Here is a 24,013-nt window from a genome sequence, read left to right on the forward strand (position 1 = left end):
GTGGGCGCGATCACCGGAACGTTCAAGGGCTTCGGAGTCACCTTCTCGCACATGTTCAAGAAGGTCGTCACGACCGACTACCCGTTCAAGCCGCCGGTCCCGGCGCCGCGCTACCACGGGCGGCACGTCCTGAACCGGCACCCGGACGGCCTGGAGAAGTGCATCGGCTGCGAGCTGTGCGCCTGGGCCTGCCCGGCCGACGCGATCTACGTCGAGGGCGGGGACAACACCGAGGAGAACCGCCTCTCGCCGGGTGAGCGGAACGCGTCGGTCTACCAGATCAACTACGCCCGCTGCATCTTCTGCGGGCTGTGCATCGAGGCCTGCCCGACCCGGTCGCTCACCATGAGCAACGAGTACGAGCTGGCCCGGGACAACCGGCAGGACCTGATCTTCACGAAGGAGCAGCTGCTCGCGCCGCTGCTGCCGGGCATGGAGCAGCCGCCGCACCCGATGCGGCTCGGGGACAGCGAGAAGGACTACTACGTCGGCGCGCTGACCAACCCGGGCACCTCGGCCGGTGCCGAGCACGCGACCAACAGCCCGGGCCGGTACCAGGTTCAGGAGCACCCCGGGGTGACCTTCCCCGGCGCCGAGCAGCACGCCCAGCGGGCGGCGGCGGGGAAGGGGGACAAGGCATGACCACGCAGACGGTGCTCGCCGCGGCGGGCGGGGTGTCCGGCGGCGAGGAGGTCACCTTCTACATCCTCGCCCCGCTGGCGCTGATCGGCGCGATCGGCATGGTCGCCGCGCGTAACGCCGTGCACTCGGCGCTCTGGCTGGTGCTGACCATGCTCTGCCTGGGCGTGTTCTACGTCCTGCAGGCCGGGCCGTTCATCGGCATGGTGCAGATCATCGTCTACACCGGCGCGATCATGATGCTCTTCCTGTTCGTGCTCATGCTGGTCGGCCGGGACGCCTCGGACTCGCTGATCGAGACGCTGCGCGGCCAGCGGGTCGCCGCAGTGCTGCTCGGGCTCGGCTTCGCCGGCCTGGTCGGCGGCGGCCTGTACCGGGCGCTGCACGGCGTCCAGGCGGTGGGCCTGGAACAGGCCAACGCCGAGGGGAACGTGCAGGGCATCGCCCGGCTGCTGTTCACCAAGTACGTCTTCGCCTTCGAACTGACCTCGGCGCTGCTGATCACGGCCGCGGTCGGCGCGATGGTGCTGGCGCACGTCGAGCGGCGCAAGGAAGACAAGATGGACCAGGTCGCCACGATGAAGGCCCGATTCGCCCCGGGTAACTACCCCGGCCCGAAGCCCGGCCCGGGCGTCTTCGCCACCTCCTCCTCGGTGGCCACCCCGGCCCGCCTGCCCGACGGCCGGCTGACCGAGCGCGGCATCTCGCCGATCCTGCCGGTGCGGGAGCTGACCGACGAGGACACCTTGCTGAAGGGGACTGACCGGTGAGCGCGAGGAGTGCAGCGAAGCGGAGCCCCGCAGTCGCGAACGAAAGGCAGGCTCGGGCATGACCCCGGACTTCTACCTGGTGCTCGCCGCGGTGCTGTTCACCATCGGCGCGGCGGGGGTGCTCATCCGGCGCAACGCGATCGTGCTGTTCATGTGCGTCGAGCTGATGCTGAACGCGGCCAATCTGACCCTCGTCACCTTCAGCCGGATCAACGGTGACCTGAACGGCCAGATCATGTCGTTCTTCGTCATGGTGGTGGCCGCGGCCGAGGTCGTGGTCGGCCTCGCGATCATCATGTCCATCTTCCGGACCCGGCGCTCCGCGAGCGTCGACGACGCCAACCTGCTCAAGTACTAGAGGGGCCAGCAGTGGGAGAGATTCTGATGAACGCCCCGGCCGAGCCGGCAGGTGCCGTCGCCTACGCTTCGGCGAGTGGGCTGCTCGGCAGCGTCTGGCTGCTGGTGGCGATCCCGCTGGCCAGCGCGGTGATCCTGCTGCTGCTGGGCCGGCGGGCCGACCGCTGGGGGCACTGGCTCGGGGTGGCGGCGGTCGGCACGTCCTTCGTGCTCGGCCTGACCTACTTCTTCCAGCTACGCGGCCTGGAGAACAAGTCTGTCGAGCGGAGCCTCTGGGACTTCATCGCCGTCGGTGACTTCAAGGTGGACTTCGGTCTGCTGTTCGACCCGCTGGCCGCGGTCTTCGTCCTGCTCATCACCGGGGTGGGCTTCCTGATCCACCTGTACGCGGTCGAGTACATGGCGCACGACGAGGGCCGGCGGCGGTTCTTCGCCTACTTCAACCTGTTCGTCGCCGCGATGCTCCTGCTGGTGCTCGGCAACAACTACGTGATGCTGTACTTCGGCTGGGAGGGCGTCGGCCTGGCGTCGTACCTGCTGATCTCCTTCTGGTACGGCCGGCCGAGTGCGGCCACCGCCGGCAAGAAGGCGTTCCTGATGAACCGGGTCGGCGACGCCGGTCTGGCCATCGGCATCTTCATCATGTTCGCCACCCTCGGCACCACCCAGTACGACGAGGTGTTCACCGGGATCGGCTCGCTGAGCGCGACCACGGTGCTGGTGCTCGGCCTGCTGCTGCTGCTCGGGGCGGCCGGCAAGTCCGGCCAGTTCCCGCTCCAGGCGTGGCTGCCGGACGCGATGGAGGGCCCGACCCCGGTGTCGGCGCTCATCCACGCCGCCACCATGGTCACGGCGGGCGTCTACCTGATCGCCCGCTCCAACCCGATCTTCTCCGCGAACTCGACGCTCCAGCTCGTGGTGGTCAGCGTCGGCGCGCTGACCCTGCTGATGGGCTGCATCATCGGCGCGGCCAAGGACGACATCAAGCGGGTGCTGGCCTGGTCGACGGTGAGCCAGATCGGCTACATGTTCCTCGGCGTCGGCCTCGGCGGCGGGGCGTACGCGCTGGCGATCATCCACCTGCTGGCGCACGGCTTCTTCAAGGCCAACATGTTCCTCGGCGCCGGCTCGGTCATGCACGGCATGAACGACCAGGTGGACATCCGCCGCTTCGGCGGGCTGTCCAAGCACATGAAGATCACCTGGTTCACGTTCATGATGGGCTGGCTGGCCATCATCGGCATGTTCCCGTTCTCCGGCTTCTTCTCGAAGGAGCCGATCATCGTCGCCGCCTTCACGCGGGACGACTGGACCGCCTGGCTCTTCGGCGGGGCGGCGCTGCTCGGCGCCGGGCTCACCGCGTTCTACATGACCCGGCTGTTCGTGCTCACCTTCCACGGCCCGAAGCGGTGGACCGAGGACATCGAGCACCCGCACGAGTCGCCCAAGCTGATGACGATCCCGCTGATCCTGCTCGCGATCGGCTCGGTGGTTGCCGGTGGCCTGATGGTGTGGGACGACGGTCTCGCCTCCTGGCTGACGCCGGTGCTCGGCAGCGAGGGCGAGGCGCACCATCCGGTGCTGTCGCACACGGTGATCACGATCCTTTCGCTGCTGCTCACCGTGGGCGGGGCCGGGCTGGCCTGGTTCCTGTTCCGCAACGGCACGGCCACCGAGCCGCAGCCGGCGGGTGTGCTGGTCACCGCTGCCCGGCGCAACCTCTACACGGACGCCGTCAACGAGGCGGTCTTCGAGAAGCCGGGGATCTTCCTCACCCGGGCGCTGGTGTTCCTCGACAACCGGGGCGTCGACGGGCTGGTCAACGGCCTCGCCGCCGCAGTGGGTGGGGGCTCGGGCCGGCTCCGGCGGCTGCAGACCGGATTCGTCCGGTCGTACGCGACGTCCATCCTGGCCGGCGCGCTACTGGTGGTGGCGGCGTTCATGGCCGTACAGGCGGGGTGGCTGGCGTGATCGACCTCTCTACGGCCGCCCCCGCCGGCGGACCACGCAGTGACGACGGAGGTAAGGCCGCATAATGTCCAACTTCCCGTTCCTCTCGGTGCTGACCGTGGCGCCGCTGGTCGGCGCGCTGGTCGTGGCCGTCCTGCCGCGCCGCCGGCCGGACCTGGCCAAGCAGGTGGCCCTCGGGTGGTCGCTGCTGGTGCTGGTGCTGTCGGTGGTCATGTGGGTCAGCTTCAAGACCGGCGGTGACCGGCTCCAGTTCCGCGAGTCCTACACCTGGATCCCGCAGTGGGACGCCCGGTTCACCTTCGCCGCCGACGGCATCGCGCTGGTGATGCTGATGCTGATCGCGGTGCTGGTGCCGCTGGTGATCCTGGCGTCCTGGCACGACGCCGAGTCGTCGAAGCGCTCGGTGCCGGTCTACTTCGCCCTGCTGCTCATCCTCGAGAGCACGATGATCGGCGTCTTCGCCGCCGCCGACGTCTTCCTGTTCTACGTGTTCTTCGAGGTCATGCTCGTGCCGATGTACTTCCTCATCGGCAGCTACGGCGGCCACCAGCGGCAGTACGCGGCCGTGAAGTTCTTCCTCTACTCGCTGGTCGGCGGCCTGTTCATGCTGGCCGCGGTGATCGGCCTCTGGGTCGTCGGCGGGAAGACCTTCGACTGGCAGGCGCTGACCCAGGTGGACATCACCACCGGCACGGAGCGCTGGCTGTTCCTCGGGTTCTTCCTCGCCTTCGCGATCAAGGCGCCGTTCTTCCCGTTCCACACCTGGCTGCCGGACGCCGGTGGCGCGGCCCCGGCCGGGGCCGCCGCGCTGCTGGTCGGCGTGCTGGACAAGGTCGGCACCTTCGGCATCCTGCGGTACTGCCTGCCGCTGTTCCCGGAGGCGTCGAAGTGGTTCGCCCCCTGGGCGCTGGCGCTCGGGGTGATCGGCATCATCTACGCGGCGCTGCTCGCGGTCGGCCAGAACGACCTGAAGCGGCTGGTGTCGTACACCTCGATCGCGCACTTCGGGTTCATCGGGGTCGGCATCTTCGCCTTCACCACCCAGGCCGGCACCGGCGCGGTGCTCTACATGCTCAACCACGGCCTCGCCACCGGGCTGCTCTTCCTGGTGGTGGGGATGCTGGTGGCCCGGCGCGGATCGGCCCTGATCAGCGACTTCGGCGGCGCGGGCAAGCTGGTGCCGCTGTTGGCCGGGGTGCTCTTCTTCGCCGGTCTGGCCTCGCTGGCGCTGCCCGGCACCGCGCCGTTCGTCTCCGAGTTCCTGGTGCTGATCGGCACCTTCACGGTGAACAAGCCGGTGGCGGTGATCTCCACGCTCGGCATCATCCTGGCCGCCGCGTACGTGCTGTGGATGGTGCAGCGCACCACCCAGGGCACGCTCAATCCGGCCCTGGTCGAGATCGAGCCGATGCGCCGCGACCTCAGCCTGCGCGAGAAGTTCGTGGTCGCGCCGCTGATCGCGCTGATCGTGCTGCTCGGCTTCTACCCCAAGCCGGTCACCGATGTCATCAACCCCGCCGTCCGGGCCACCATGGAGGACGTCGGCAGGACCGATCCCGCCCCTGAGGTCGGCAGCGTCCAGGAGGCCGCCAAATGACCGAGCTGAAGTTGCCGTCGATCGACTACACGGCGCTCGCTCCGATCTTGATCATGCTCGGTGCCGCCCTGCTGGGCGTGCTGGTCGAGGCCTTCGTGCCCCGCAGGCAGCGTCACCTGGTGCAACTGTCCCTGGGCCTGCTGGCGGTGCTCGCCGCCCTGGTGATGGTGATGGTGAACGCCGACGAGCGGCTGCTCACCGCGGGCGGGGCGATCGCGGTGGACGGGCCCACGCTGTTCCTCCAGGGCGCGATCCTGGTTCTCGCCGCGATGGCGCTGCTGCTGATCGGTGAGCGTTCGGTGGAGCGGGGCGGGGCGTTCGTCGCCCAGGCCGCGGTCACCGCCGAGTCGCCCGACGACCGGCGGCAGGCCGAGGGCAGCAACGGGGCGACCGAGGTCTACCCGCTGACCAGCTTCGCGATCGGCGGCATGCTGATCTTCGTGGCGGCGAACGACCTGCTGACCATGTTCATCGCCCTTGAGGTCTTCTCGCTGCCGCTCTACCTGCTCTGCGCGCTGGCCCGCCGCCGGCGGCTGCTGAGCCAGGAGGCGGCCATGAAGTACTTCCTGCTCGGCGCGTACGCCTCGGCGTTCTTCCTCTTCGGCGTGGCCCTGGTGTACGGGTTCACCTCGGGCATCCCGGGCCGGCCGGCGGGCGTCGACTTCGCCACCATCCACGCCGCGGTGAACGAGTCCCCGGCCAGCAAGGTGCTGCTCTTCGCCGGCATGGCGCTGCTCGCCATCGGGCTGCTGTTCAAGGCCGCCGCCGCGCCGTTCCACGTCTGGACCCCGGACGTGTACCAGGGCGCTCCGACGCCGGTCACCGGCTTCATGGCGGCCTGCACCAAGGTCGCCGCGTTCGGTGCCCTGCTGCGGGTGTTCCACGTGGCGTTCTCCGGTGCGGCGTGGGACTTCACCCCGGTCCTCGGCGCGATCGCGGTGCTGACCATGCTGGTCGGCGCGGTGCTGGCGGTGACCCAGACCGACATCAAGCGGCTGCTGGCGTACTCGTCGATCGCGAACGCCGGGTACCTGCTCGTCGGGGTGCTCGCGCCGAGCAAGGAAGGGCTCTCCGGCACGATGTTCTACCTGGTCGCGTACGGGTTCTCGGTGCTCGCCGCGTTCGCCGTGGTGACCCTGGTCCGGGACGCCGACGGGGAGGCCACCCATCTGTCCCGCTGGGCCGGGCTGGGCCGGCGCTCGCCGTTCTTCGCGGCGATCTTCACCTTCCTCCTGCTGGCCTTCGCCGGCATCCCGCTGACCAGCGGGTTCATGAGCAAGTTCGCCATCTTCGCCCCGGCGCTGGACGCCGGCCACGCGTGGCTGGTGGTGGCCGGCGTGCTGACCAGCATGGTGCTGGCGTTCCCGTACCTGCGGGTCGTGGTGATGATGTGGCTGTCCGAGCCGGGCGAGTCCACCCCGACGGTCACCACGCCGGGCGGGCTCACCTCGGCGGCCCTCATGATCGGCGTGCTGGCCACCCTGGTGCTGGGCGTCGTCCCGGGCCCGCTGCTCGATCTTGCCAACGGTGCCGCTGAATTCGTACGATGACCGACCTTTCCCGGCGACGGGGCCGGCACGCTCTCGTGTGCCGGCCCCGTCGCCGTATCCCCCGTCCGGAGCAGGTCGAACGGGTGTGGCATGGTGGATAGCGTGGTGATTTCGGCTGGCGAGCGTTCAGGTGCCACCGGCTCCGCTCGGCGGAGTCGGAAGAGCACTGGTCAGTTCGGCGCGCTCGGCCTGCACTTGGCCGATTCCCGCGTCGAGGCGTCCGTTCTGGGCCTGCTGGAGTCCGTCGAGGCGGAGCTGCGGGCCGCGGTGGCGAGCGCCGACCCGTTGGTGACCGAGGCCGCCCGGCACCTGGTGGACGCCGGCGGGAAGCGGTTCCGCCCGCTGCTGGTCGCCCTGGGCGCCCAGTTCGGCGATCCGACGGACCCGCGGGTCGTTTCCGCCGCCGTGGTGATGGAACTCACCCACCTGGCGACCCTCTACCACGACGACGTGATGGACGAGGCCGCCGTGCGCCGGGGCGCGCCGAGCGCCAACTCGCGCTGGACGAACTCGGTGGCGATCCTGGTCGGCGACTATCTGTTCGCCCGCGCCGCGGACCTCTCCGCCGACCTCGGCACCGAGGCGGTGCGCCTCCAGGCGCGCACGTTCGCCCGGCTGGTGCATGGCCAGATCGCCGAGACGGTGGGCCCCCGGGACGGGCAGGACCCGGTCGACCACTACCTGCACGTGATCGCGGGGAAGACCGGCTCGCTGATCGCCACCTCGGCCCGGTTCGGTGGCATGTTCGGCCAGGCGTCCGTCGAGCACACCGAGGCCCTGGCCAAGTACGGCGAGACCATCGGCGTGGCCTTCCAGCTCTCCGACGACCTGTTGGACATCGCCAGCGAGTCGGTGCAGTCGGGCAAGACCCCCGGCACGGACCTGCGCGAGGGGGTGCCGACGCTGCCGGTGCTCTATGCGCTCGCCTCGGACGACTCCGACGCCGCATCGGTGCGGCTGCGGGAGATCCTGGCCACCGGCCCGATCGTCGACGACGACCTGCACGCCGAGGCCCTCGGTCTGCTCCGTGAGTCCCCCGCCCTGAAGCGGGCCCGGGAGACTGTCCGCAGCTACGCCGAGGACGCGCGTGGGCAGCTCGCCCCGCTCCCGGGCGGGGCGACCCGCCGGGCCCTCGAATCCCTCTGCGACTTCATCGCCGACCGCACGAGCTGACCCCGGTCAGCGGGCGCGCAGCAGGCGGGCCGCCGTGAGCATCAGGGCGGCCGAACCGAGCATGGCCGTCGCCGCCGCGAGCCACATCGACGGGTAGCCGAAGGCGGTGGCGGTCGCGCCGAGGGCCAGCGGGCCGAGGCAGCCACCGGCGTACACCCCGGTCTGGGTGATCGAGGTGGCGGCGGCCGGGGCCTGTGGGTGCAGCCGGGCCACCGCGAAGGTCATCAGCCCGGGCCAGGCCCAGCCCAGGCCGAAGCCGAGCACCACGCCCGCCACGAGCGGCACCGGCCCGCTCAGCGCCAGCAGCACCAGCCCCAGGGCACCGACGACGAGCATGCCGGCGATGACCGCCACGTGGCCGCCGTCCCGGCGGTCGGCCAGGGCGCCGAAGCCGATCCGGGCGGCCGCGCAGACCACGCTGCCGAAGGTCAGGGTCAGCCCGGCCAGGCTCGGCGAGAGCCCCCGGCCGGCGGCCGAGTCGACCAGGAAGGTGCCCAGCGCGTTCGCGGCGGCCGCCGCCAGCGTCGCGGCCACCCCGACCAGTATCAGGGCCCCCGTCGCCCCACCGGCCCGCCGGTCGCCGGTCGGTCGCCCCGGGCGGGCCTCCCGCGCCGGTACGAGCGGCAGCGCGGACAGCGCGGCGACCGTGCCCGCCACGAAGGCCCACCGCCAGCCGGCGGTAACGGCGACGGTCGGCACCGCCAGGCCGGCCAGCAGGGTGGAGAGCGGGACGGCCGCCTGCTTCACCCCGAACGACAGCCCCTGCCGGTGCGGCGGCACGTGCCGGACCAGCGCCGCGTTGCTGGCGAGCTGCCCCAGGGCGTTGGCGGCGGCGCCGAGCGCCAGCAGCACGACCAGCACCGGGTACGACCGGGCCAGCGCCGCCACGGCCAGCATCGACCCGGCGGAGAGCAGGATGCCGGCGCGGGCCACCACGGCCGGGCCGAGCCGCTCCACGAGGGCACCGGAGGGCACCGAGGTGAGCGCGCTGACGCCGAAGTACACGGACACGACCAGGCCCAGCCCGGCCGGGGAGAAACCCAGGTCCGCGCCCATCTGCACGGCAAGGCCGCCGACCAGGAAGACGGGCAGGACGCAGGCGACGGTGGTGGCGACCGCCCCCGCGCCGGCCCGGAGGGGATGGCGGGCGGCGGCCGGTGACGCGGCAGGTGGGGCGGTACGGGTCATGGTCCCGCAAACCTACGCGAGCCCACCTCGCACAACTCACCGTGTCGCTCGGGGCACTGACCGTTTAGGATGATCTGGCATCGTCGATCCGAACAGGCATTTCGCCGGACGCCTGGATTTCATATGGTGTAACTCCCCGGCGGCGGAGGTGGTTGTGCGCGACCCCTTGGCGGAACCTTCGGATCTCATCCGGAGTGTGTCCCGCGCCCTACGCGTGCTCGAATCAGTCGGTCGTGCCCCGAAGGGGCTGACCGTCAAGCAGATCGCGCGGCGCTGCGAGCTGACCGTGGCCACCACCTACCACCTGGTCCGCACCCTGGCGTACGAGGGTTATGTGATCCGCCGGGAGGACGGCACGTACATCGTCGGGCTGGAGATCGCCGACCGGTACCGCGAACTGGTCACCGCGTTCCGGGGGCCGGCGCCGGTCGGCGAGTGCCTGCGGCGGGCGGCCCTGGACACCGGGTACAGCCACTACCTGGGCCGGTTCGTCGGCGGCCAGGTGGCGATCACCGCCGTCGCCGAGGGGCACCGCTCGCCGTACCTCGAGGACATGGTCCCGGGCTTCGACGAGGGGGCGCACGCCACCGCGCTCGGCAAGGCCCTGCTGGCCACCCTCACCGCCGAGCAGCGCTTCCGCTACCTGCGGGAGTACGGCATGCGTCCGTTCACCAACGCCACCCTCACCAGCCCCGAGGCGTTCGAGGCGGACCTGGCGGCCGGCGACCGGCGCGGGATGCAGCTCGAACTGAGCCAGTTCCGGCAGGGCGTGGCGTGCGCCGCGGTGCTGGTCACCCCGGACAAGGACCTTGAACGCCGGATAGTGCTGGCCTGCGCGCTGCCGGCCAGCGAGATGATGACCTCCGCCCGGGTGGTCCGGGCCAAGCTGCTCACCGTCGCTCGCGCCGTCGCCGACGCCGCCGTCACCGAGGGCTGAGACGACAGAACCCCCTCCCGGGTGGGAGGGGGTCGCCGTGCGCGCCGTCGCCGGTCAGCTGCCGATCGGGCCGCCGTCCAGCCGCCAGGTGACCACCACGCCGGGCTTGGCGTAGTCGCCGTCCGGCCAGGTGGAGGCCGGGTTCTCCACCGAGGCTCCGGTGATTTCGCCCGGGTGCTGCACCGCCACGAACACCGACCGGTTGTCGCCGGTGATGAACGGCCCGCAGGTCTCCGCGCCGAGCGGCACGGTCAGGAACTGCTTGAGGTGCCCCCGCTCAGGGCCCTCGACGGCGGTGGCGAACAGGCCGTCGTTGCTGCCCAGCGCGTTGCCGTCGGTGGAGATCCAGAGGTTGCCCGTGGCGTCGAAGGCGACGTTGTCCGGGCAGGAGATCGGGGAGACCTTCGCCTTGTCGTACCCGGCGAAGTGGGTGGACGGGTCGGTCGGATCGCCGCAGACGATCGGCAGCGACCAGGCGAACGTCTCCGCCGCGTTGTTGTTGCCGTCCTCGACCAGCTCCAGCACCTGGCCGTGCTTGTTGAGGTTGCGCGGGTTGGCCTCGTCGGCCGCCGCCTTGCCCGCCTTACCGCGGTCGGTGTTGTTGGTCAGCGCCACATACACCTTGCCGGTGAGCAGGCTCGGCTCGACGTCCTCCGGGCGGTCCATCTTCGTCGCCCCGGCCCTGTCCCCGGCCAGCCGGGTGAAGGTGAGCACGTCTGCGGCGGTCATCCCGTCGACGTACGATCGGTTGCCGCTGACCAGCCTGATCCAGCGGCCCCGGCCGTTGAACGCCCCGTCGGCGGGCAGCGCGCCCGACCCGTCGATCTCGGCGGCCGAGTTGCCTTCGAGCTGGGCCACGTACAGGGTGCCGGACTCCAGCAGGGTCAGGTTGTGCCTGCGGGCCACCGGCGAGTCGCCGGCCATGAACCTCCTGTCCGAGACGAACTTGTACAGGTAGTCGAACCGCTCGTCGTCGCCCATGTACGCGACCACCCGGCCGTCGCGCGCCACGATGACGTTCGCGCCCTCGTGCTTGAACCGGCCCAGCGCGGTGTGCTTGCGCGGCCGGCTCTCCGGGTCGAACGGGTCGATCTCGACGACCCACCCGAACCGGTGCGCCTCGTTGGGGTGCTTCGCCAGGTCGAAGCGCTCGTCGGCGCGGTCCCACCTGCGGTTGCCGCTCGGATACCGGTCGGTGGTGTTGATGCCGTACCGGGCCAGCCTCGGCCTCAGCTCCTCCGGCGCGCCGTCGCCGCCGACGAAGTACTGGTTGAAGTTCTCCTCGCCGGAGAGCACGGTGCCCCACGGGGTGACGCCGCCCGCGCAGTTGTTCAGCGTGCCGACCACCGTGCGGCCCTTCGGGTCGGCGGCGGTCCTCAGCCACGCGGAGCCGGCGGCCGGGCCGGTCAGCTCGAACCTGGTGGCCAGCGCGGTGACCCGCCGGTTGTACGGCCGCCGGCCGTCCCCGACCGGCCGCCACTGCCCGGTGCCGTCGACCCGCTCCAGCTCGACCACGCTCATCCCGTGCGCCGCCATGGCGACCCGCACCTGCTCGACGGTGAGCGCGTCCAGGCCGATGAAGCCGGGGAACATCAGGTCCTCGTTGGTGTACTCGTGGTTGACCACGAGCAGCGCCCGCCGGCCCCGCTTGTCCAGCGGCAGCACGCCGACGAAGTCGTTGTTGTAGCCGAACTGCTTCGCCTGCTTGGCGGCGGTCTGCCTGTGCGGGTCGAACTCCGGCGCGCCCGGCACCACCGGGTCACCCCAGCGGATCACCACGGCGTGGTCGTACCCGTTGGGAACCACCAGCGTGTCGAGCTTGTTCGGCGGGATCGGCTTGAAGGTCAGCGCGCCGCTGCCCACGCCGCCGGGCGGCCGGCCGAACCCGGTGGCCTCCGGCACGACCGGTGCGGCGGACGCGGCACCCGCCCCGGCCAGCGCGCCGGCGGCGGCGCCGCCGAAGCCGAGGACGAGCGCACCCACCGCGCCGGCCCTGACCACGCCGCGCCGGGACACCTCGGCGTCGACCACGTCGCCGAAGTACGGGTTGCCGGAGGAGTTGGGCACCGGGTGGTCACAGGCGTTGCCGCACCGGTACAGACAGGTCATGGCGTCACGGCTGCCGTGGCGCGTGGCGCCCAGCAGGGGAAGCAGCCGGGGACGGTTGCTCATCGGGAGGTGCCTCCTGGAGGGAAGTGCGGGGCACGCCGGGATCAACCGTCCGACGTGCGTACCCGGCGGACGCTAGGAGGACGCGGTGAGCGCGGGTCGGCCCGAACGTGAACCGGACGTGAACACCTGCGCCGGATGCGCCCCGTCGGCCCGCGGATGAACCGATCGGGGCCGCCGGACGTACTTTCGGGCGAAGGCGCCGCCGGGCCACCCGACGGCGCGACCCGCTGGACTCCCCGACGCCCGAGGAGGCCGCCATCAGCGACCACGACGCCCGACTGCTGCGCGCCCTGCACGACGCGCACGCCGACGCGCTCCACGCGCACGCCCTGCGGCTGGTCAACGGCGACCGGACCCGGGCCGAGGACCTGGTGCAGGAGACGCTGCTGCGGGCCTGGCGGCACCCGGAGGCGCTCGACCCGACGCGCGGCTCGGTGCGGGCCTGGCTGTTCACCACCGCCCGGAACCTGGCCATTGACGCCTGGCGGCGGCGCTCCACCCGGGTCGGAGAGGTCTACACCGACGAGCTGCCGGAGCCCTCGGAGGCGGTCGACGAGGCGGAGCGGGCGGTGGAGGCGTGGACGGTGGCCGAGGCGTTGAACCGGCTCAGCCCGACCCACCGGGAGGTGCTGATCGAGTGCTTCTACCAGGGACGATCGGTGGCCGAGGCGGCGGCGCGGCTGGGCGTGCCACCCGGGACGGTCAAGTCCCGCACCCACTACGCGCTGCGCTCACTACGGTTGGCGCTGGCCGAGATGGGGGTGACCCGTTGACCCGCTGCGAGTTCGCGCACGACGACGGCGCGTACCTGCTGGGTGCGCTCGCCCCCGCCGAGCGGGCCGCCTACGAGCGGCACCTGGCCGGCTGCGCCTCCTGCCGGGAGGCGGTGGCCGAGATCGCCGTGCTGCCCGGGCTGCTCGGCCGGCTCGATCCGGCGGGGCTGGTGCCGTTGCTGGAACCGGCGGCCGAGACCTCCCGGGTGGACGCGCTGCTCGCCGCCGCGCGGGACCGCCGCCGCCGCGATCGCCGGGCCGCCGGCCGCCGGTACGTCGTGACCTCGCTGGCCGCCGCCGTACTGGCGCTGCTTGCCGGGCTCGGCGCGGCTACGCTCCGGCCGGCCGCCGAGGTCACCCCGACGCCGGCCCCGCAGGTGCCGATGGCCGCCATGCGGACGGTCGCCGGCGCGGTGCCGGTGCACGCCGAGATCGGGCTGACCGGCACCCCGTGGGGCACCGAGGTCACCATGCGCTGCGGGTACGACCGACGGGACGGTCACCGCAAGGCATACACCTTCCGGCTGGTGGCGTACGGCCCGGACGGCGCGACGGAGCAGATCGGCTCCTGGCTGGCCGCCCCCGGCGACGACCTGCGCTTCACCGGCACCACCCACTTCACCGACGGCGAACTAATCCGCTTGGAACTCCTCCGCGCCGACGGCACCCCAATCCTCGCCTACGACCCCCGCTAACAGCCAGGACGTGCAAGGAGAGCCCTCCCGGCCCGACCTGCCCGCCCCCTAACTGACTCCAACCCCACCCAAGACCCGGTTGATCATGAAGTTGTTGCTATGACACGCCGGGCCGGACGGCAATAACTTCATGATCAACCAGGGTTGCGCATCTTACGGCCCGGGCGAATCGGACTAACGCGGCGAATCGGGGGCCGCTAGTGCTAGAGCGGCGGGGGGTGTGGGGCGGCGGGGGCGGCGGGAACGGCGGGCGTGGCGGAGGGCGTCCGTGGTGAAGACCATTAGGGCCAGCCAGACCAGGGCGAAGCCGGCCAGGCGGGCCGGGGGCATCGGCTCGTGGAAGATCAGCACGCCGCAGCCGAGCTGGAGGATCGGCGCGACGTACTGGAGCATGCCCAGCGCGGTGAGCGGCAGCCGGTTGGCCGCGCCGGCGAAGAACAGCAGCGGGATCGCGGTTGCCGCCCCGGCCAGCACCAGCAGCGCGGTGTGCCCGGCGGAGACGTGGCCGAATTTGAGGCCGCCGGCGGTGGCGAGCCAGCCGAGGTAGCCGAGGGCGGGCAGGGCCAGCACCGCCGACTCCACGAAGAGACCCTCCGCCGCCGGCAGCCCAAGGCGCTTCTTGACAAGCCCGTAGGCGGCGAAGCTGACCGCCAGGGTGAGCGCCAGCCAGGGCAGCCGGCCGTAGTCGACGGTGAGCACACCCACCGCCGCCGCACCGATGCCCAGCGCCAGCCACTGGGTGGGGCGCAGCCGCTCGCGCAGCACGGTCACCCCGAGCAGCACCGACACCAGCGGGTTGATGAAGTAGCCGAGCGCGGTCTCCACCACCCGCTCGGAGTTCACCAGGTAGATGTAGGTGCCCCAGTTGAGGGCGATCAGCGCTGCTGCGGCGGCGATCCCGGCCAGCGCCCGGGGGCGACGGGCCAGCGCGCGCAGGAAGCCGATGTTGCGCAGTGCGGCGAGCAGCAGCGTCACGAACACCATCGACCAGACGATCCGGTGCGCGAGGATCTCCAGCGGCCCGGCCGGCTGGAGCAACTTGAAGTAGAGCGGGAAGAATCCCCAGAGCAGGTACGCGCCGAGGCCGTAGAGGTATCCGAGGCGGAGCGGGGTCACCTGTCTACCGTAAGGGGTGAATCGGCCCCTGGCTCCTTTCTGGTGAGCTGGCTCACCCGCTGGTCGTACTCCATCCACGCGCCCGGGTCGACCGGGGTGAAGCCGACCTTCGCGTACACCCCGTGTGCGTCGGCGGTGGCCAGCACGATCCGTCGTACGCCGAGCTCGGCCAGGTGGTCGCGGGCCGCGCCGGCCAGCCAGGTGCCCAGCCCGCGCCCCCGGGCGACCCGGTCCACATAGACGTCGCAGAACCAGGCGAAGGTCGCCCCGTCGGTGACCACCCGGGCCACGGCGACCTGACGACCGTCCCCGGGGCGGTACACGCCGAACGGCAGCGAGCCGGCGAAAGCCCGCCCCACGGTCTCCCGGTCCCGCCCGAGCGCCCAGTACGCGTCGGTGGAGAGCCAGCGGTGCACCAGGTCGAGGTCGAGCCGGGCCGGGTCGGTGCTGAGCAGGTAACCGTCGTCGCGGGTCAGGGTGATCACGCCCCGATGCTAATCCTGCGGCTGCGGCCCCTCGCCAGCCAATTCCCGCCAACTGGCCTCACCGGCAACGCTCATTCGCGGTCGAGCAGAGCACCCAGGAGCCAGGTGACGACGCCGACGAGGAGCGCGCCGAGCACCGCCGCCGGCCAGAAGCCGTCCACGTGGAACGGCAGCCCGGCCTCGCCCGCGATCCAGCTCGACAGCAGGAAGAGCAGGCCGTTCACCACCAGCGCGATCAGGCCCAGAGTCAGCAGGTAGAAGCCGCAGCCGACGGTCTTGATGACCGGCTGGAGCACGGCGTTCACGACGCCGAAGATCACGGCGACGAGGACCAGCGTGACGACCGCCTCGGTGGCCGAGCCCGTGTCGAGCGTGATGCCCGGGATGAGCAGAGTGGCCAGCCAGAAGGCCAGTGCCGTGCTGCCCAGCCGGATCAGTAGACCCTTCAGGAAACCCATGGCCACGGATGGTGCCACGGACCCGCCACCGACGGAACCCGCGACCGGCCGGGTGGACCACGTGCGGTTCAGCCCCGTCCCGGCCGGCCGACCAGTTGCGACTCGATCGGGGTGGGCGAGAGCAGCGCCCAGCGCAGCGCCCGCCGGTTCACCACCGCCACCATGTCCTCCCGGATCCGGGTCAGCCAGTCCGCCGATCCACCGAGGCCGAGCGCGGCCCCGGCGAGCGCGGCCTCGGCAGGGCTCAGCGGTTGCAGCACCACCAGGTCCGCCCGGCTCAACGGGTCGGCGTCGGCCGGGGTGAGGTCGTCCCGGACCACCAGGGTGGACTGCCAGGCCGGCACCGGCCCGGCGGCCGGGGGCACCGGCCCGGCGTCCACCACGAGCAGCAACGGCCGCAGCGGAGAGGCGGGGCCGCCGCCCACCGGCCGGCCGGGTGGCAGCAGCGGGATCGACCCGCCGGGCGTGCCGACGCCCCGGACGAACCGCTCCCACGCCCGCGGCCGGGTCGTCTGCACCGCCACCATGGCGCCCAGCGCCATCGCCCGCAGGGCCACCAACTGGGCGGCCCGGACCCCGCCGACCAGCATCAACCGGGTGCCCTCCGGCCGGAACAGGCGGACCGTCACGGCCTCGCCGCGCCGGTTGGCACCCACCATCAGCCCGGCCTCGCCGACCGGCAGCTCCAGTGCGTCCACGGCGACGGCGTCGACCGGGGCGCCCGGGATCGCCGACCCGAGCGGCAACGTGCCGGCCAACGCCGGGAGCTGCTGGCCGTCGACCCGGTCCACGTCGCCGCCGGCCGAGTCCACCAGCCCCCGCAGGGCCTGCGCCGCCACCGACAGCTCGCCGGGCGTCCAGGCGGCCAGCCGTACGGTCAGCTCGGCCGGCGGCCCCGCGCCGTCGACGCCCGTGTGGGGGCCGACGCAGAGCGAGACCGTGGTCGCCGCCGCCGGCAGGACGAGCAGCCGGGGCACCAGCCGCCGCCCGCCGTCGGTGCGCACGTCCGGCACGCGGCACACCCGGAAGGTGGTCTGCCACAGCGCCCCCGTGCGCACCGCCGCCCAGGACTCCAGCACGGGGTCGCCGTCGTCGCGATGAGCCAGGTCCGCGAGTACGCGCAGCGTGGCGTGCGCGCCCAGCGGGCGGGCGGTCACCGGCCCGAGGCGGCGGACGATCCGCCGGACCACGCCGGAGAGGGCGACCCGGAGGTCCTCGTCGGTCCACCCGACGACGCGCAGCACCCGGATCGCGAGCAGCGCCCGGTCCCGCCCGGCCAGCCGTCCCTCGGTGAGCTGCCGGTACGACGTCGCCACCGTGCCGCCGCCGGACGTGGCGGCCGGCGCGGGTGAGCCGCTGAACAGCAGCTGGAGCCGGACCGGGGGCAGTTCCGGCGAGACCGGCGGCAGCAGCGTCGACGGCGCGGGGAGGCCGCGGGGGCCGTCGCCGAGCAGGTCGCCCGGGTCCCCGATCTCCAACACGGCGGTCAGCCCTTCGGCGTCGTCGACCAGCGCGGCCGGGCCGCCGGCCAGCTCCGCCGCGCGTACCGCCGCGCCGGGGGAGAGTAGCCCCAGCAGGCCGTCCGGGCCGGCGGTGGGCGTCGGGGCACGCCGTCGGCGGAGATGGCCGCCGGCGACACCGAACCAGCTGAACAGCCAGCGGCCCCGGACCCGCACCCACGAGCCCGCCAGCAGCGCCGCGGCCAGCAGCATGGCGACCCCGGTCGCCGCCGTGCCCCGGCCGACCCCGGCGGCGACCAGCGCCACCGCCACCTGCGAGGCGACCACCTGACCGGCCCGCCGCCCGGCCGACGGTCGCGGGCCGGCGGCGGGTATCCACTGTGGGGGCAGCGGCTGCCGGTGCGCCGGCTGTGCCGTGGCCGCGGCTGCGGTTGTGGTTGTGGTCGTGATCGTGCTGGCCGTCACCGCGCCTCCCAGCGCTCGCCCGGCGACGCCGGGCGGAGTCACGGCGTCGGTGCGGTCGGTGCCGCAGCGTCATCGTATGACTCCGGCCCGGCGCGGGAGGCCCGTGGTTGTCCACAGGGGAGCGCGGCGGGGTAGCAGAACCACCACTGGGCGGCTACCGTCAGCGACGAGTTCGCTGAGTCCTCACCCGCACCGGCGCCGCCTGCCGGCGGGGCGAGCGGCGCGTCCGCCACGGGCGCGGCCGACGGCCAGCCACCCATCGAGGAGACGAGGTGACGTCCGGGGTGTCCCAGACCCAGGCAGAAGCCGCGGTGATGCAGCAGACCGCCGCGAAGTTCGAGCAGGTGGACCAGTCCCTGCAGGCCATGCTGACCGGCCTGCTGACCGAGCTGGAGGTGTTGCAGCAGGCCTGGCGGGGTGCCGGTGGGCGCTCGTTCGAGCAGGTGAAACAGCAGTGGTCGCAGGACCAGTCGGCGTTGCAGCGGGCGCTGCGGGAGACCGCGTCCGCCATCCGCACCGCCGGCCAGCAGTACGACGCTTCCGACAACGAGGCCGCCAGCCGGGTCGCCGGCACCAACCGCGGCATCCAGTTGCCGCTGTAGCACTGACCCGGAAAGGGGATCATCCGATGGACCACGGTGTGCTGGTCGTCAACTTCGCCGCCCTGCATCAGGCCGGCGCGGACATCCAACGGGCGCTGAAGACGCTGGACGACCAACTCGGGCAGCTCGAACGGGACGCCGCGCCGCTGGTGGCGGGCTGGGACGGCGAGGCCCGGCAGGCGTACGAGCAGCGCCAGACCCGGTGGCGTTCCGCCTCGCAGGACCTTCAGGCGATGCTGCGTGACATCAAGCTCGCCGTCGACGACTCCGCGTCCGACTACCTCGACACCGAGAAGCGGAACGTCAACCTGTTCCAGTGAGCCGCCCCGGCGGCGTTCGACGGAAGTCGGGCGTCGCCGGGGACGTCCGGATGTCCTGGGGAGCCCCGGTTCGACGGGGTGCCGGGTGGGGGTCAGGGTGCCGGCCGCCACCGTCGGCGCGCGGCCCGGGGGAGCACCACGGCCAGCAGCACCACGCCCGCCACGGTGGCGCCGGTGACGGCGGCGACGGCCAGTGCCCGGTCCCGGGCCGCCGCGCGTCGGGCCTGCCGGGCGAGCAGGGCGGGATCGGTCCGGTCCGCCGGCAGCGCCCCGACGCCACGCTTCCGGCCCGCCGGGCCCGCGCCGGTCTCGGTCACCGCCCGGTACGGGTTGAGCACCCCGGCGCCGTACCCGTCGCCCGAGCCGTCACCGGGGGCCGGATCGGCCGTCGCGACGATCCGCTGCGTCACCTGGGCGGCGGTCAGTTCCGGCCGGTACTCCCGGACGAGCGCCGCGGTGGCCGCCACGAACGGGGCGGCGTAGCTGGTGCCCTCGGCCCGGTGGTGGCCCTGCCCGGGCCCGGCCGTCAGCACCTCGCCGCCGGGGGCGACCAGGTCGACGTACGGGCCGGCCTGCGAGAAGTCGGCCCGCCGGCCGTCGGGGCCGATCGCGCCCACGCCGAGCACCCCGTCGTACGCGGCCGGGTACGGGCGGGGGTTCCCGCCGTCGTGCAGGTTGCCGGCGGCGGCCACCACGACCACGTTCCGGTCCACCGCGTAGCGGACCGCCGCCCGGACGGCGGGGTGGTCGACGTACAGCACGAGGGAGAGATTGAGCACGTCGGCGTCGTGGTCGACCGCCCAGCGGATCGCCCGGGCGAAGTCCGTCGCGCCGACCGTCCGCCCCGCTTCGCGTCCCTCGACGACCTGCTGCTCGCTGACCCGCACCGGCAGGATCCGGGCGCGGGGGGCGAGCCCCTGGAACGCGACGCCGGCACGCGGCACGGCGGCGATGACGCTCGCCACGCCGGTGCCGTGCCCGGCGCAGTCCCGGCTGCCGTCGCCCCCCGGGTCGAGCAAGTCGGTTCCGTCGAGGACCCGGCCGGCCAGTTGCGGGTGCTCCCGGTCCACCCCTGAGTCGATCACGGCGACGGTGATCCCGGCCCCCGTTGCCAGGGCGGCGAGCCGCTCGGGGGCGTACCGGCGCTGGGGCCAGGGGGTGGCCGCGATGGGCCGGACGGGCGCGAGCGGGGTGGCACACCCCGGCGCCGCCGCGCCTCGGAAGCCCGCCAGGTCGAGCCTGTTCGCCGCGCCCGCCGGCTCGGCCACGCGTGGGCCGCCTCCCTCGCCCACCGGGTCGACCGTGCCCGGCCGGTCCGGCGGGGGCCACGGGTCGGCCACGCGCGTCGGGGTGGCGGGCAACATGATCAACAGGGCCGCCGCCGCGGCGGCGAGGACCGGTCGCGCGGTGGGCCGGGGCATCGATCGCCTCCGTATCGTGTCGGCTCCGGAACAGGATGTTAGTCCCACCCGGATCGCCCGGCGGGGCGTCACCGGCCAGCCATTGTGATCTTGTTACCACCTTGTAGGTTGTAGGCGATGCCTATGGCCTGTTCACGGGAGGAGAGGTGGCCGTGACCGACTGGGAGCCGGCTACCGAGGCCGAAGCGGCGATGCGGGATGCGCTCCGCGCCAACGACCAGGAGCTCTACTTCCGCGTGCTGGCCCGCACCGAGCTGCTGTTGCCGGTCTCCACGCAGGCGCTGGCCGGGCAGGCCCCGATGGGCTGGGGGACCTGGACCACGGGCGGGCGCACGCACGTGCTGGCGTTCACCTCGCCCGCCGCGTTGCAGGCCTGCCTGGGCGGGAACCCGGCGGCCAACCGCCGCAGCGCGTACGCGGATCTCGCCGTCGACTGGCCCAACCACGAGTGGTGGCTGGCGGTCAACCCGGGCCTGCCCATCGAGGGGTACCTTCCCGCCTGGTTCGTCTCCCAACTGTCCCGGGGCGACGTGCGGCTGCCCGGCCGCACCATGGGCGCCCGGGCCCGCCTGGAACGCGCGGAGAACGTCGCCAGGACCAGGGCCACCGCGGTGGTTCCCGGCCGGGACGCCCCGACGTCGCCCGCGCCGGGCCTGCCGGAGCCGTCGGTCGCGGGACCGCCACCGGGCCGCCCCACGACCGAGTTGTCCGCCGCCGCCGAGGCGCCCACCGCGCCGCTGACCACCGCCCCGCCGGAGCCGGTACTGCCCAACTCGGTCCTGCCCACGTCGGTCCCGCCCGGGCCGTCGTACCGGTCGCCCGGCGGCGCGGGCGAGCCCGCAGCCGGCGGGCCGTACCGGGCCGGAGAGGTGGCCGGACGACCGGGTCCCGCCGTGGCCGGCGGGCCGGACGACGCCGAGGCGACCCGCGCCGACGCGGCACCGTCCGGATCGGCGTGGCTGAACGTCTCCCGGCGGCGGACGCCCGACGCGCCCCCCGTCGGCGAGGTGGCAGTGGGCGGAAACGGCCGGTCCCCCGATCCTCCGGCGCCGCCCACCCCGCCCGCCTCCTTCTTCGAGCCGGCGTCCGGCCGGAGCCGAGCCGCCCGGCCGATCGGGGAGCCCCGTCGCCCCGCTGAGCGGGCCGCCCCGCCATCCCGGTTCGCCGGGGGTGGTCAGCCCTTCCCGCGGCGACGTCCGGCCTCGGACCCGTCCACCGAGCAACCGCCGCATGCCTTCCACCCCGCCGCACCCGCGGAGCCGTCGACGGTGGCGTTCCCGCCCGCCGGTGCCGCCCCGTCCGCGTCGCAGCCCGAGCCGTTTCGCCCCGGTGGTGCCGGCCCCGACGAGGTCACCCGGGCGTTCCGCCCCGACGGTGGCGGCTCGGACGACGTCACCCGGGCGTTCCGCCCCGACATCGGCGGCTCGGACGAGGTGACCCGGGCGTTCCGGCCCGGGGACGTCGGGCCCGGAGAGCGGACGCAGGCCCTGCGTACCGGTGCCGTCGGGCCTGAGGAGGTCACCCGGGCGTTCCGGCCCGGGGAGGTGACCTCACCGGGCCCCGGCCCTGTCGGCGCAGAGGACCCCACCCAGGCCCTGCGTCCCGGCGGTGGGGCACCGCCGGAGCCCATCCGGGGGTTCCGGCCCGTCGCGCCGGGCGACGAGCCGACCCGTCCCTTCGGCGTGCCAGGTGGTGGCGTGGTGCCGGACGAGCCGACCCGTCCCCTCGGGGTCGACGGTGCCGGGCCCCCAGGCGGGCCGTCACGTCGTCGACCCGGGGCCGGCGCCGCCCAGGCGTTCCCGCGCCCCCGCCCCGGTGCGGACGGGGAGGGGCCCACCCGGTCCGCTGCGGAGCAACCCGTCGCCGCACCGGTCGAGGAGATGGCGGAGGAGTTGCCGACGTCGGTCGTCGAGCCGGTCTCCGGGCCGTCCGCGTCCCGCCGTTCGTTCTCGCCCATCGTCATCGAGGGCACCATCATCGAGGCGCGTGACCTGTCGGCGACCGAGCCGGCCGCTGCGCCGGGCGTCGCCCCCGGCCCGTCTCTTTTCGGCGGCACCCCGCCGGCGGCCCCGGCCTCGACATCGGTGCCCGACCTCGGTGGGCTCGACCCGGTGCCCGAACTCGACCGGATCGACCCGGTGTCTGATCTTGGCTGGCCCGCACCGCCGTCCCTCCCCGACCACGCCGGCGCGGTCTCCGAACCGCCCGCCCCGGACGACCCGGGCCCGACAGCCCTGCTGTTCCCCCCGTCGACGCCACCCGCGCCGGACCCGTCGGCCGGGTCCCTGTTCCGCCCGGCCACGTCCGGCGTCGCCGACCCCGAGCCGGCCGGCGGCGCCGTGTCAGCTGTGGACCCCGAGCCAGCCGTGGACCCCGAGCCAGCCGTCGATGCCGTGTCGACAGGGCCCCTGCCGGGCCCGCCGTCCACCGGCGAGCCGGACCTGGGAACCGCCGGGGAGCCGGTGGCGGCCCGGGAGCAGGAACAGGCGGCGTCGGCAGCCCCTGTGGACGACTTCCAGCCGGCGAACGAGGTGGAGGAGGACCTGCTCGCCGCCGCCGGCACCGGCAGTACCGACAGCTTCCTCTCCACGTTGCTGCTGGCCCGGGTGCTGCTGCCGGTGGCGCCCGACTCGGCCACCGACAGCCGGCCGGGGGACCCGGGCTTCGTCTGGCGGACCGAGCGGCTGGACGGCGAGACGTACGTCGTGGTCCACACCTCCCCGGAGCGGCTGGCCGACCACGTCGACGAGCCGGTGGAGACCGTACGGGTCAAGTTCGTCCAGCTGATCCGCTGCTGGCCCGACGACGCCTGGTCGTTCGCGGTGAACCCGAACACGCCGGTCGGCGCGAAGCTGCCCGGCGAGCAGATCGTGGCGCTGGCCAGCTGGGCCGCCGAGGTGGGGCTCGGCGACGACGCCGGGAGCGAGCCGGAGCCCGAGCCGGAGCGGGCCGCCGAGGCGTCCACGGGTGCTGTCCGGCACGTCCCGCCGCCCGTGGACCCGAACCGACCCGTGGTGATGCAGAAGGCGATCGCCCCGAGCCAGCTCACCTACTACCTGGAGCGCGGCTACGACCGGGTCTCCGGCTTCGTGCACCGGGCCAACGAGCTGGCCCACCTGAACAGCCCCGCCCAGTTGCACGACGCGCTGGGTCTCGGGTACCCGGACTCGCCGTTCTCCCGGGACGCCGCGCAGATCTATGTGCTGCGCTGGCCGGCGCACCGGCCGAGCCTCTACCGGATCCCCTACGGCGGGCAGAACGAGGGCGCCATGCGGGCCATGGAGGGCTGGGTCATGGAGCGCCCACCGTTCCGGGGTAACGGCTTCGCGCCGGGCGACAGCAGCGACGTGGTGGCGGAGTTCAAGGTGGACAGCGCCCGGCTGCCGCACGGCGCGGAGCTGTGGCGGATCGGCGCGGACGGCAGCGAGCGTGTGGTCGCGATCCTGGACACCGACGCCCTGCTCTGGCGACAGGTCGGTGAGTCCTGATGCGCGACGGTTACGTGGCTCGCTGGCGCGGGCGTGAGTACCAGGCCAGCCCGGACGGTGACGACGTCCGGCTGTACCAGCCGGAGCCCGGCGACGGGTTCGAGGAGATCCGCCCCGGCCGGTACGTCCGGGTGCTCCCGGTGACCGAGATCGACGAGCTGGCGTACGTCCGGACCACCTGCACCTGGCAGGGGCAGCCGTTCATCGTGCTGGCCGAGCACGACGGCTGGCTGCGGGTGGAGTACACCGGCGGGCGCTGGCCGGTCGCCCGGTCGATGGGGCTGGAGGTCTTCGACTTCGGGGTGTACCAGGGCTGGGCCCCGGCCCGCGAGGTTGCCGAACTGCGCGAGCAGCGCCTCTGACAGCGCGGGGGTGC

21 protein-coding genes are annotated in these 24,013 nt (G+C 73.3%); 14 read left to right on the top strand and 7 right to left on the bottom strand.

What is annotated here, in order from left to right:
- From nuoI to ACQPZO_RS02090, 7 genes are all read left to right on the top strand, one after another.
- Positions 1 to 642: an NADH-quinone oxidoreductase subunit NuoI gene (gene nuoI, locus ACQPZO_RS02060; RefSeq protein ID WP_350883384.1), complete on the top strand. Its 642-nt coding sequence runs from the start codon at positions 1 to 3 to the stop codon at positions 640 to 642.
- Positions 639 to 1,409 (top strand): NADH-quinone oxidoreductase subunit J, encoded by a 771-nt coding sequence (locus ACQPZO_RS02065; RefSeq protein WP_433346513.1) that lies wholly within the window; start codon positions 639 to 641, stop codon positions 1,407 to 1,409. The genes nuoI and ACQPZO_RS02065 overlap by 4 nt, the downstream gene beginning before the upstream one ends.
- A 58-nt stretch (positions 1,410 to 1,467) precedes the next feature.
- Entirely contained in the window at positions 1,468 to 1,767 is a 300-nt protein-coding gene (nuoK, locus tag ACQPZO_RS02070; protein WP_350883381.1) for an NADH-quinone oxidoreductase subunit NuoK, read from the top strand.
- Positions 1,768 to 1,793: 26 nt separating this feature from the next.
- Entirely contained in the window at positions 1,794 to 3,737 is a 1,944-nt protein-coding gene (gene nuoL / locus ACQPZO_RS02075; RefSeq protein ID WP_433350724.1) for an NADH-quinone oxidoreductase subunit L, read from the top strand.
- Positions 3,738 to 3,801: 64 nt separating this feature from the next.
- A complete protein-coding gene (locus ACQPZO_RS02080; protein WP_433346515.1) occupies positions 3,802 to 5,334 on the top strand; it encodes an NADH-quinone oxidoreductase subunit M in 1,533 nt (510 codons plus the stop codon).
- A complete protein-coding gene (nuoN, locus tag ACQPZO_RS02085; protein WP_433346516.1) occupies positions 5,331 to 6,884 on the top strand; it encodes an NADH-quinone oxidoreductase subunit NuoN in 1,554 nt (517 codons plus the stop codon). Before ACQPZO_RS02080 ends, nuoN begins: the two co-directional genes overlap by 4 nt.
- Before the next feature lie 90 nt (positions 6,885 to 6,974).
- Positions 6,975 to 8,057, top strand: coding sequence for a polyprenyl synthetase family protein (locus ACQPZO_RS02090; protein ID WP_433346517.1), 1,083 nt, complete (start codon positions 6,975 to 6,977; stop codon positions 8,055 to 8,057).
- 6 nt (positions 8,058 to 8,063) lie between these two features.
- Here the strand turns inward: ACQPZO_RS02090 and ACQPZO_RS02095 are convergent, their stop codons facing one another.
- Positions 8,064 to 9,245 (bottom strand): MFS transporter, encoded by a 1,182-nt coding sequence (locus tag ACQPZO_RS02095; protein WP_433346519.1) that lies wholly within the window; start codon positions 9,243 to 9,245, stop codon positions 8,064 to 8,066.
- 154 nt (positions 9,246 to 9,399) lie between these two features.
- On the opposite strand from ACQPZO_RS02095, the gene ACQPZO_RS02100 reads away from it, so the two are divergent.
- On the top strand, positions 9,400 to 10,182 hold the full coding sequence (locus ACQPZO_RS02100; RefSeq protein WP_433346521.1) for an IclR family transcriptional regulator: 783 nt from the start codon (positions 9,400 to 9,402) through the stop codon (positions 10,180 to 10,182).
- A gap of 54 nt (positions 10,183 to 10,236) precedes the next feature.
- On the opposite strand, the gene ACQPZO_RS02105 is transcribed toward ACQPZO_RS02100, so the two are convergent.
- On the bottom strand, positions 10,237 to 12,354 hold the full coding sequence (locus ACQPZO_RS02105; protein WP_433346523.1) for a PhoX family protein: 2,118 nt from the start codon (positions 12,352 to 12,354) through the stop codon (positions 10,237 to 10,239).
- A 278-nt stretch (positions 12,355 to 12,632) separates the two neighbouring features.
- On the opposite strand from ACQPZO_RS02105, the gene ACQPZO_RS02110 reads away from it, so the two are divergent.
- Both ACQPZO_RS02110 and ACQPZO_RS02115 read left to right on the top strand, forming a co-directional pair.
- Entirely contained in the window at positions 12,633 to 13,127 is a 495-nt protein-coding gene (locus ACQPZO_RS02110) for a sigma-70 family RNA polymerase sigma factor (RefSeq protein ID WP_396672042.1), read from the top strand.
- Entirely contained in the window at positions 13,124 to 13,822 is a 699-nt protein-coding gene (locus tag ACQPZO_RS02115) for an anti-sigma factor family protein (protein WP_433346525.1), read from the top strand. Before ACQPZO_RS02110 ends, ACQPZO_RS02115 begins: the two co-directional genes overlap by 4 nt.
- A 174-nt stretch (positions 13,823 to 13,996) precedes the next feature.
- Here ACQPZO_RS02115 and rarD read toward each other — a convergent pair whose 3' ends face one another.
- From rarD to eccE, 4 genes are all read right to left on the bottom strand, one after another.
- A complete protein-coding gene (gene rarD / locus ACQPZO_RS02120; RefSeq protein WP_433346527.1) occupies positions 13,997 to 14,938 on the bottom strand; it encodes an EamA family transporter RarD in 942 nt (313 codons plus the stop codon).
- A complete protein-coding gene (locus ACQPZO_RS02125) occupies positions 14,935 to 15,423 on the bottom strand; it encodes a GNAT family N-acetyltransferase (RefSeq protein WP_433346529.1) in 489 nt (162 codons plus the stop codon). The genes rarD and ACQPZO_RS02125 overlap by 4 nt, the downstream gene beginning before the upstream one ends.
- 71 nt (positions 15,424 to 15,494) lie before the next feature.
- Positions 15,495 to 15,881: a phage holin family protein gene (locus ACQPZO_RS02130; protein ID WP_433346531.1), complete on the bottom strand. Its 387-nt coding sequence runs from the start codon at positions 15,879 to 15,881 to the stop codon at positions 15,495 to 15,497.
- 68 nt (positions 15,882 to 15,949) lie between these two features.
- A complete protein-coding gene (gene eccE / locus ACQPZO_RS02135; protein WP_433346533.1) occupies positions 15,950 to 17,806 on the bottom strand; it encodes a type VII secretion protein EccE in 1,857 nt (618 codons plus the stop codon).
- Between the two features lie 284 nt (positions 17,807 to 18,090).
- Here eccE and ACQPZO_RS02140 point away from each other — a divergent pair, with 284 nt between their 5' ends.
- Both ACQPZO_RS02140 and ACQPZO_RS02145 read left to right on the top strand, forming a co-directional pair.
- Positions 18,091 to 18,408: a WXG100 family type VII secretion target gene (locus ACQPZO_RS02140; protein ID WP_396672041.1), complete on the top strand. Its 318-nt coding sequence runs from the start codon at positions 18,091 to 18,093 to the stop codon at positions 18,406 to 18,408.
- A 26-nt stretch (positions 18,409 to 18,434) separates the two neighbouring features.
- Positions 18,435 to 18,728 (top strand): WXG100 family type VII secretion target, encoded by a 294-nt coding sequence (locus ACQPZO_RS02145; protein WP_350883357.1) that lies wholly within the window; start codon positions 18,435 to 18,437, stop codon positions 18,726 to 18,728.
- A 92-nt stretch (positions 18,729 to 18,820) separates the two neighbouring features.
- Here the strand turns inward: ACQPZO_RS02145 and mycP are convergent, their stop codons facing one another.
- Positions 18,821 to 20,149: a type VII secretion-associated serine protease mycosin gene (mycP, locus tag ACQPZO_RS02150; protein WP_433346535.1), complete on the bottom strand. Its 1,329-nt coding sequence runs from the start codon at positions 20,147 to 20,149 to the stop codon at positions 18,821 to 18,823.
- Between the two features lie 152 nt (positions 20,150 to 20,301).
- Here mycP and ACQPZO_RS02155 point away from each other — a divergent pair, with 152 nt between their 5' ends.
- Positions 20,302 to 23,637 (top strand): SseB family protein, encoded by a 3,336-nt coding sequence (locus ACQPZO_RS02155; protein ID WP_433346537.1) that lies wholly within the window; start codon positions 20,302 to 20,304, stop codon positions 23,635 to 23,637.
- Complete coding sequence (locus ACQPZO_RS02160) at positions 23,634 to 23,999, top strand: hypothetical protein (RefSeq protein ID WP_433350726.1); 366 nt, start codon at positions 23,634 to 23,636, stop codon at positions 23,997 to 23,999. Before ACQPZO_RS02155 ends, ACQPZO_RS02160 begins: the two co-directional genes overlap by 4 nt.
- Positions 24,000 to 24,013 lie beyond the last annotated feature (14 nt).

The organism is Micromonospora sp. CA-111912 (assembly GCF_050948415.1).
In the GTDB taxonomy this organism is placed as follows: Bacteria; Actinomycetota; Actinomycetes; order Mycobacteriales; family Micromonosporaceae; genus Micromonospora.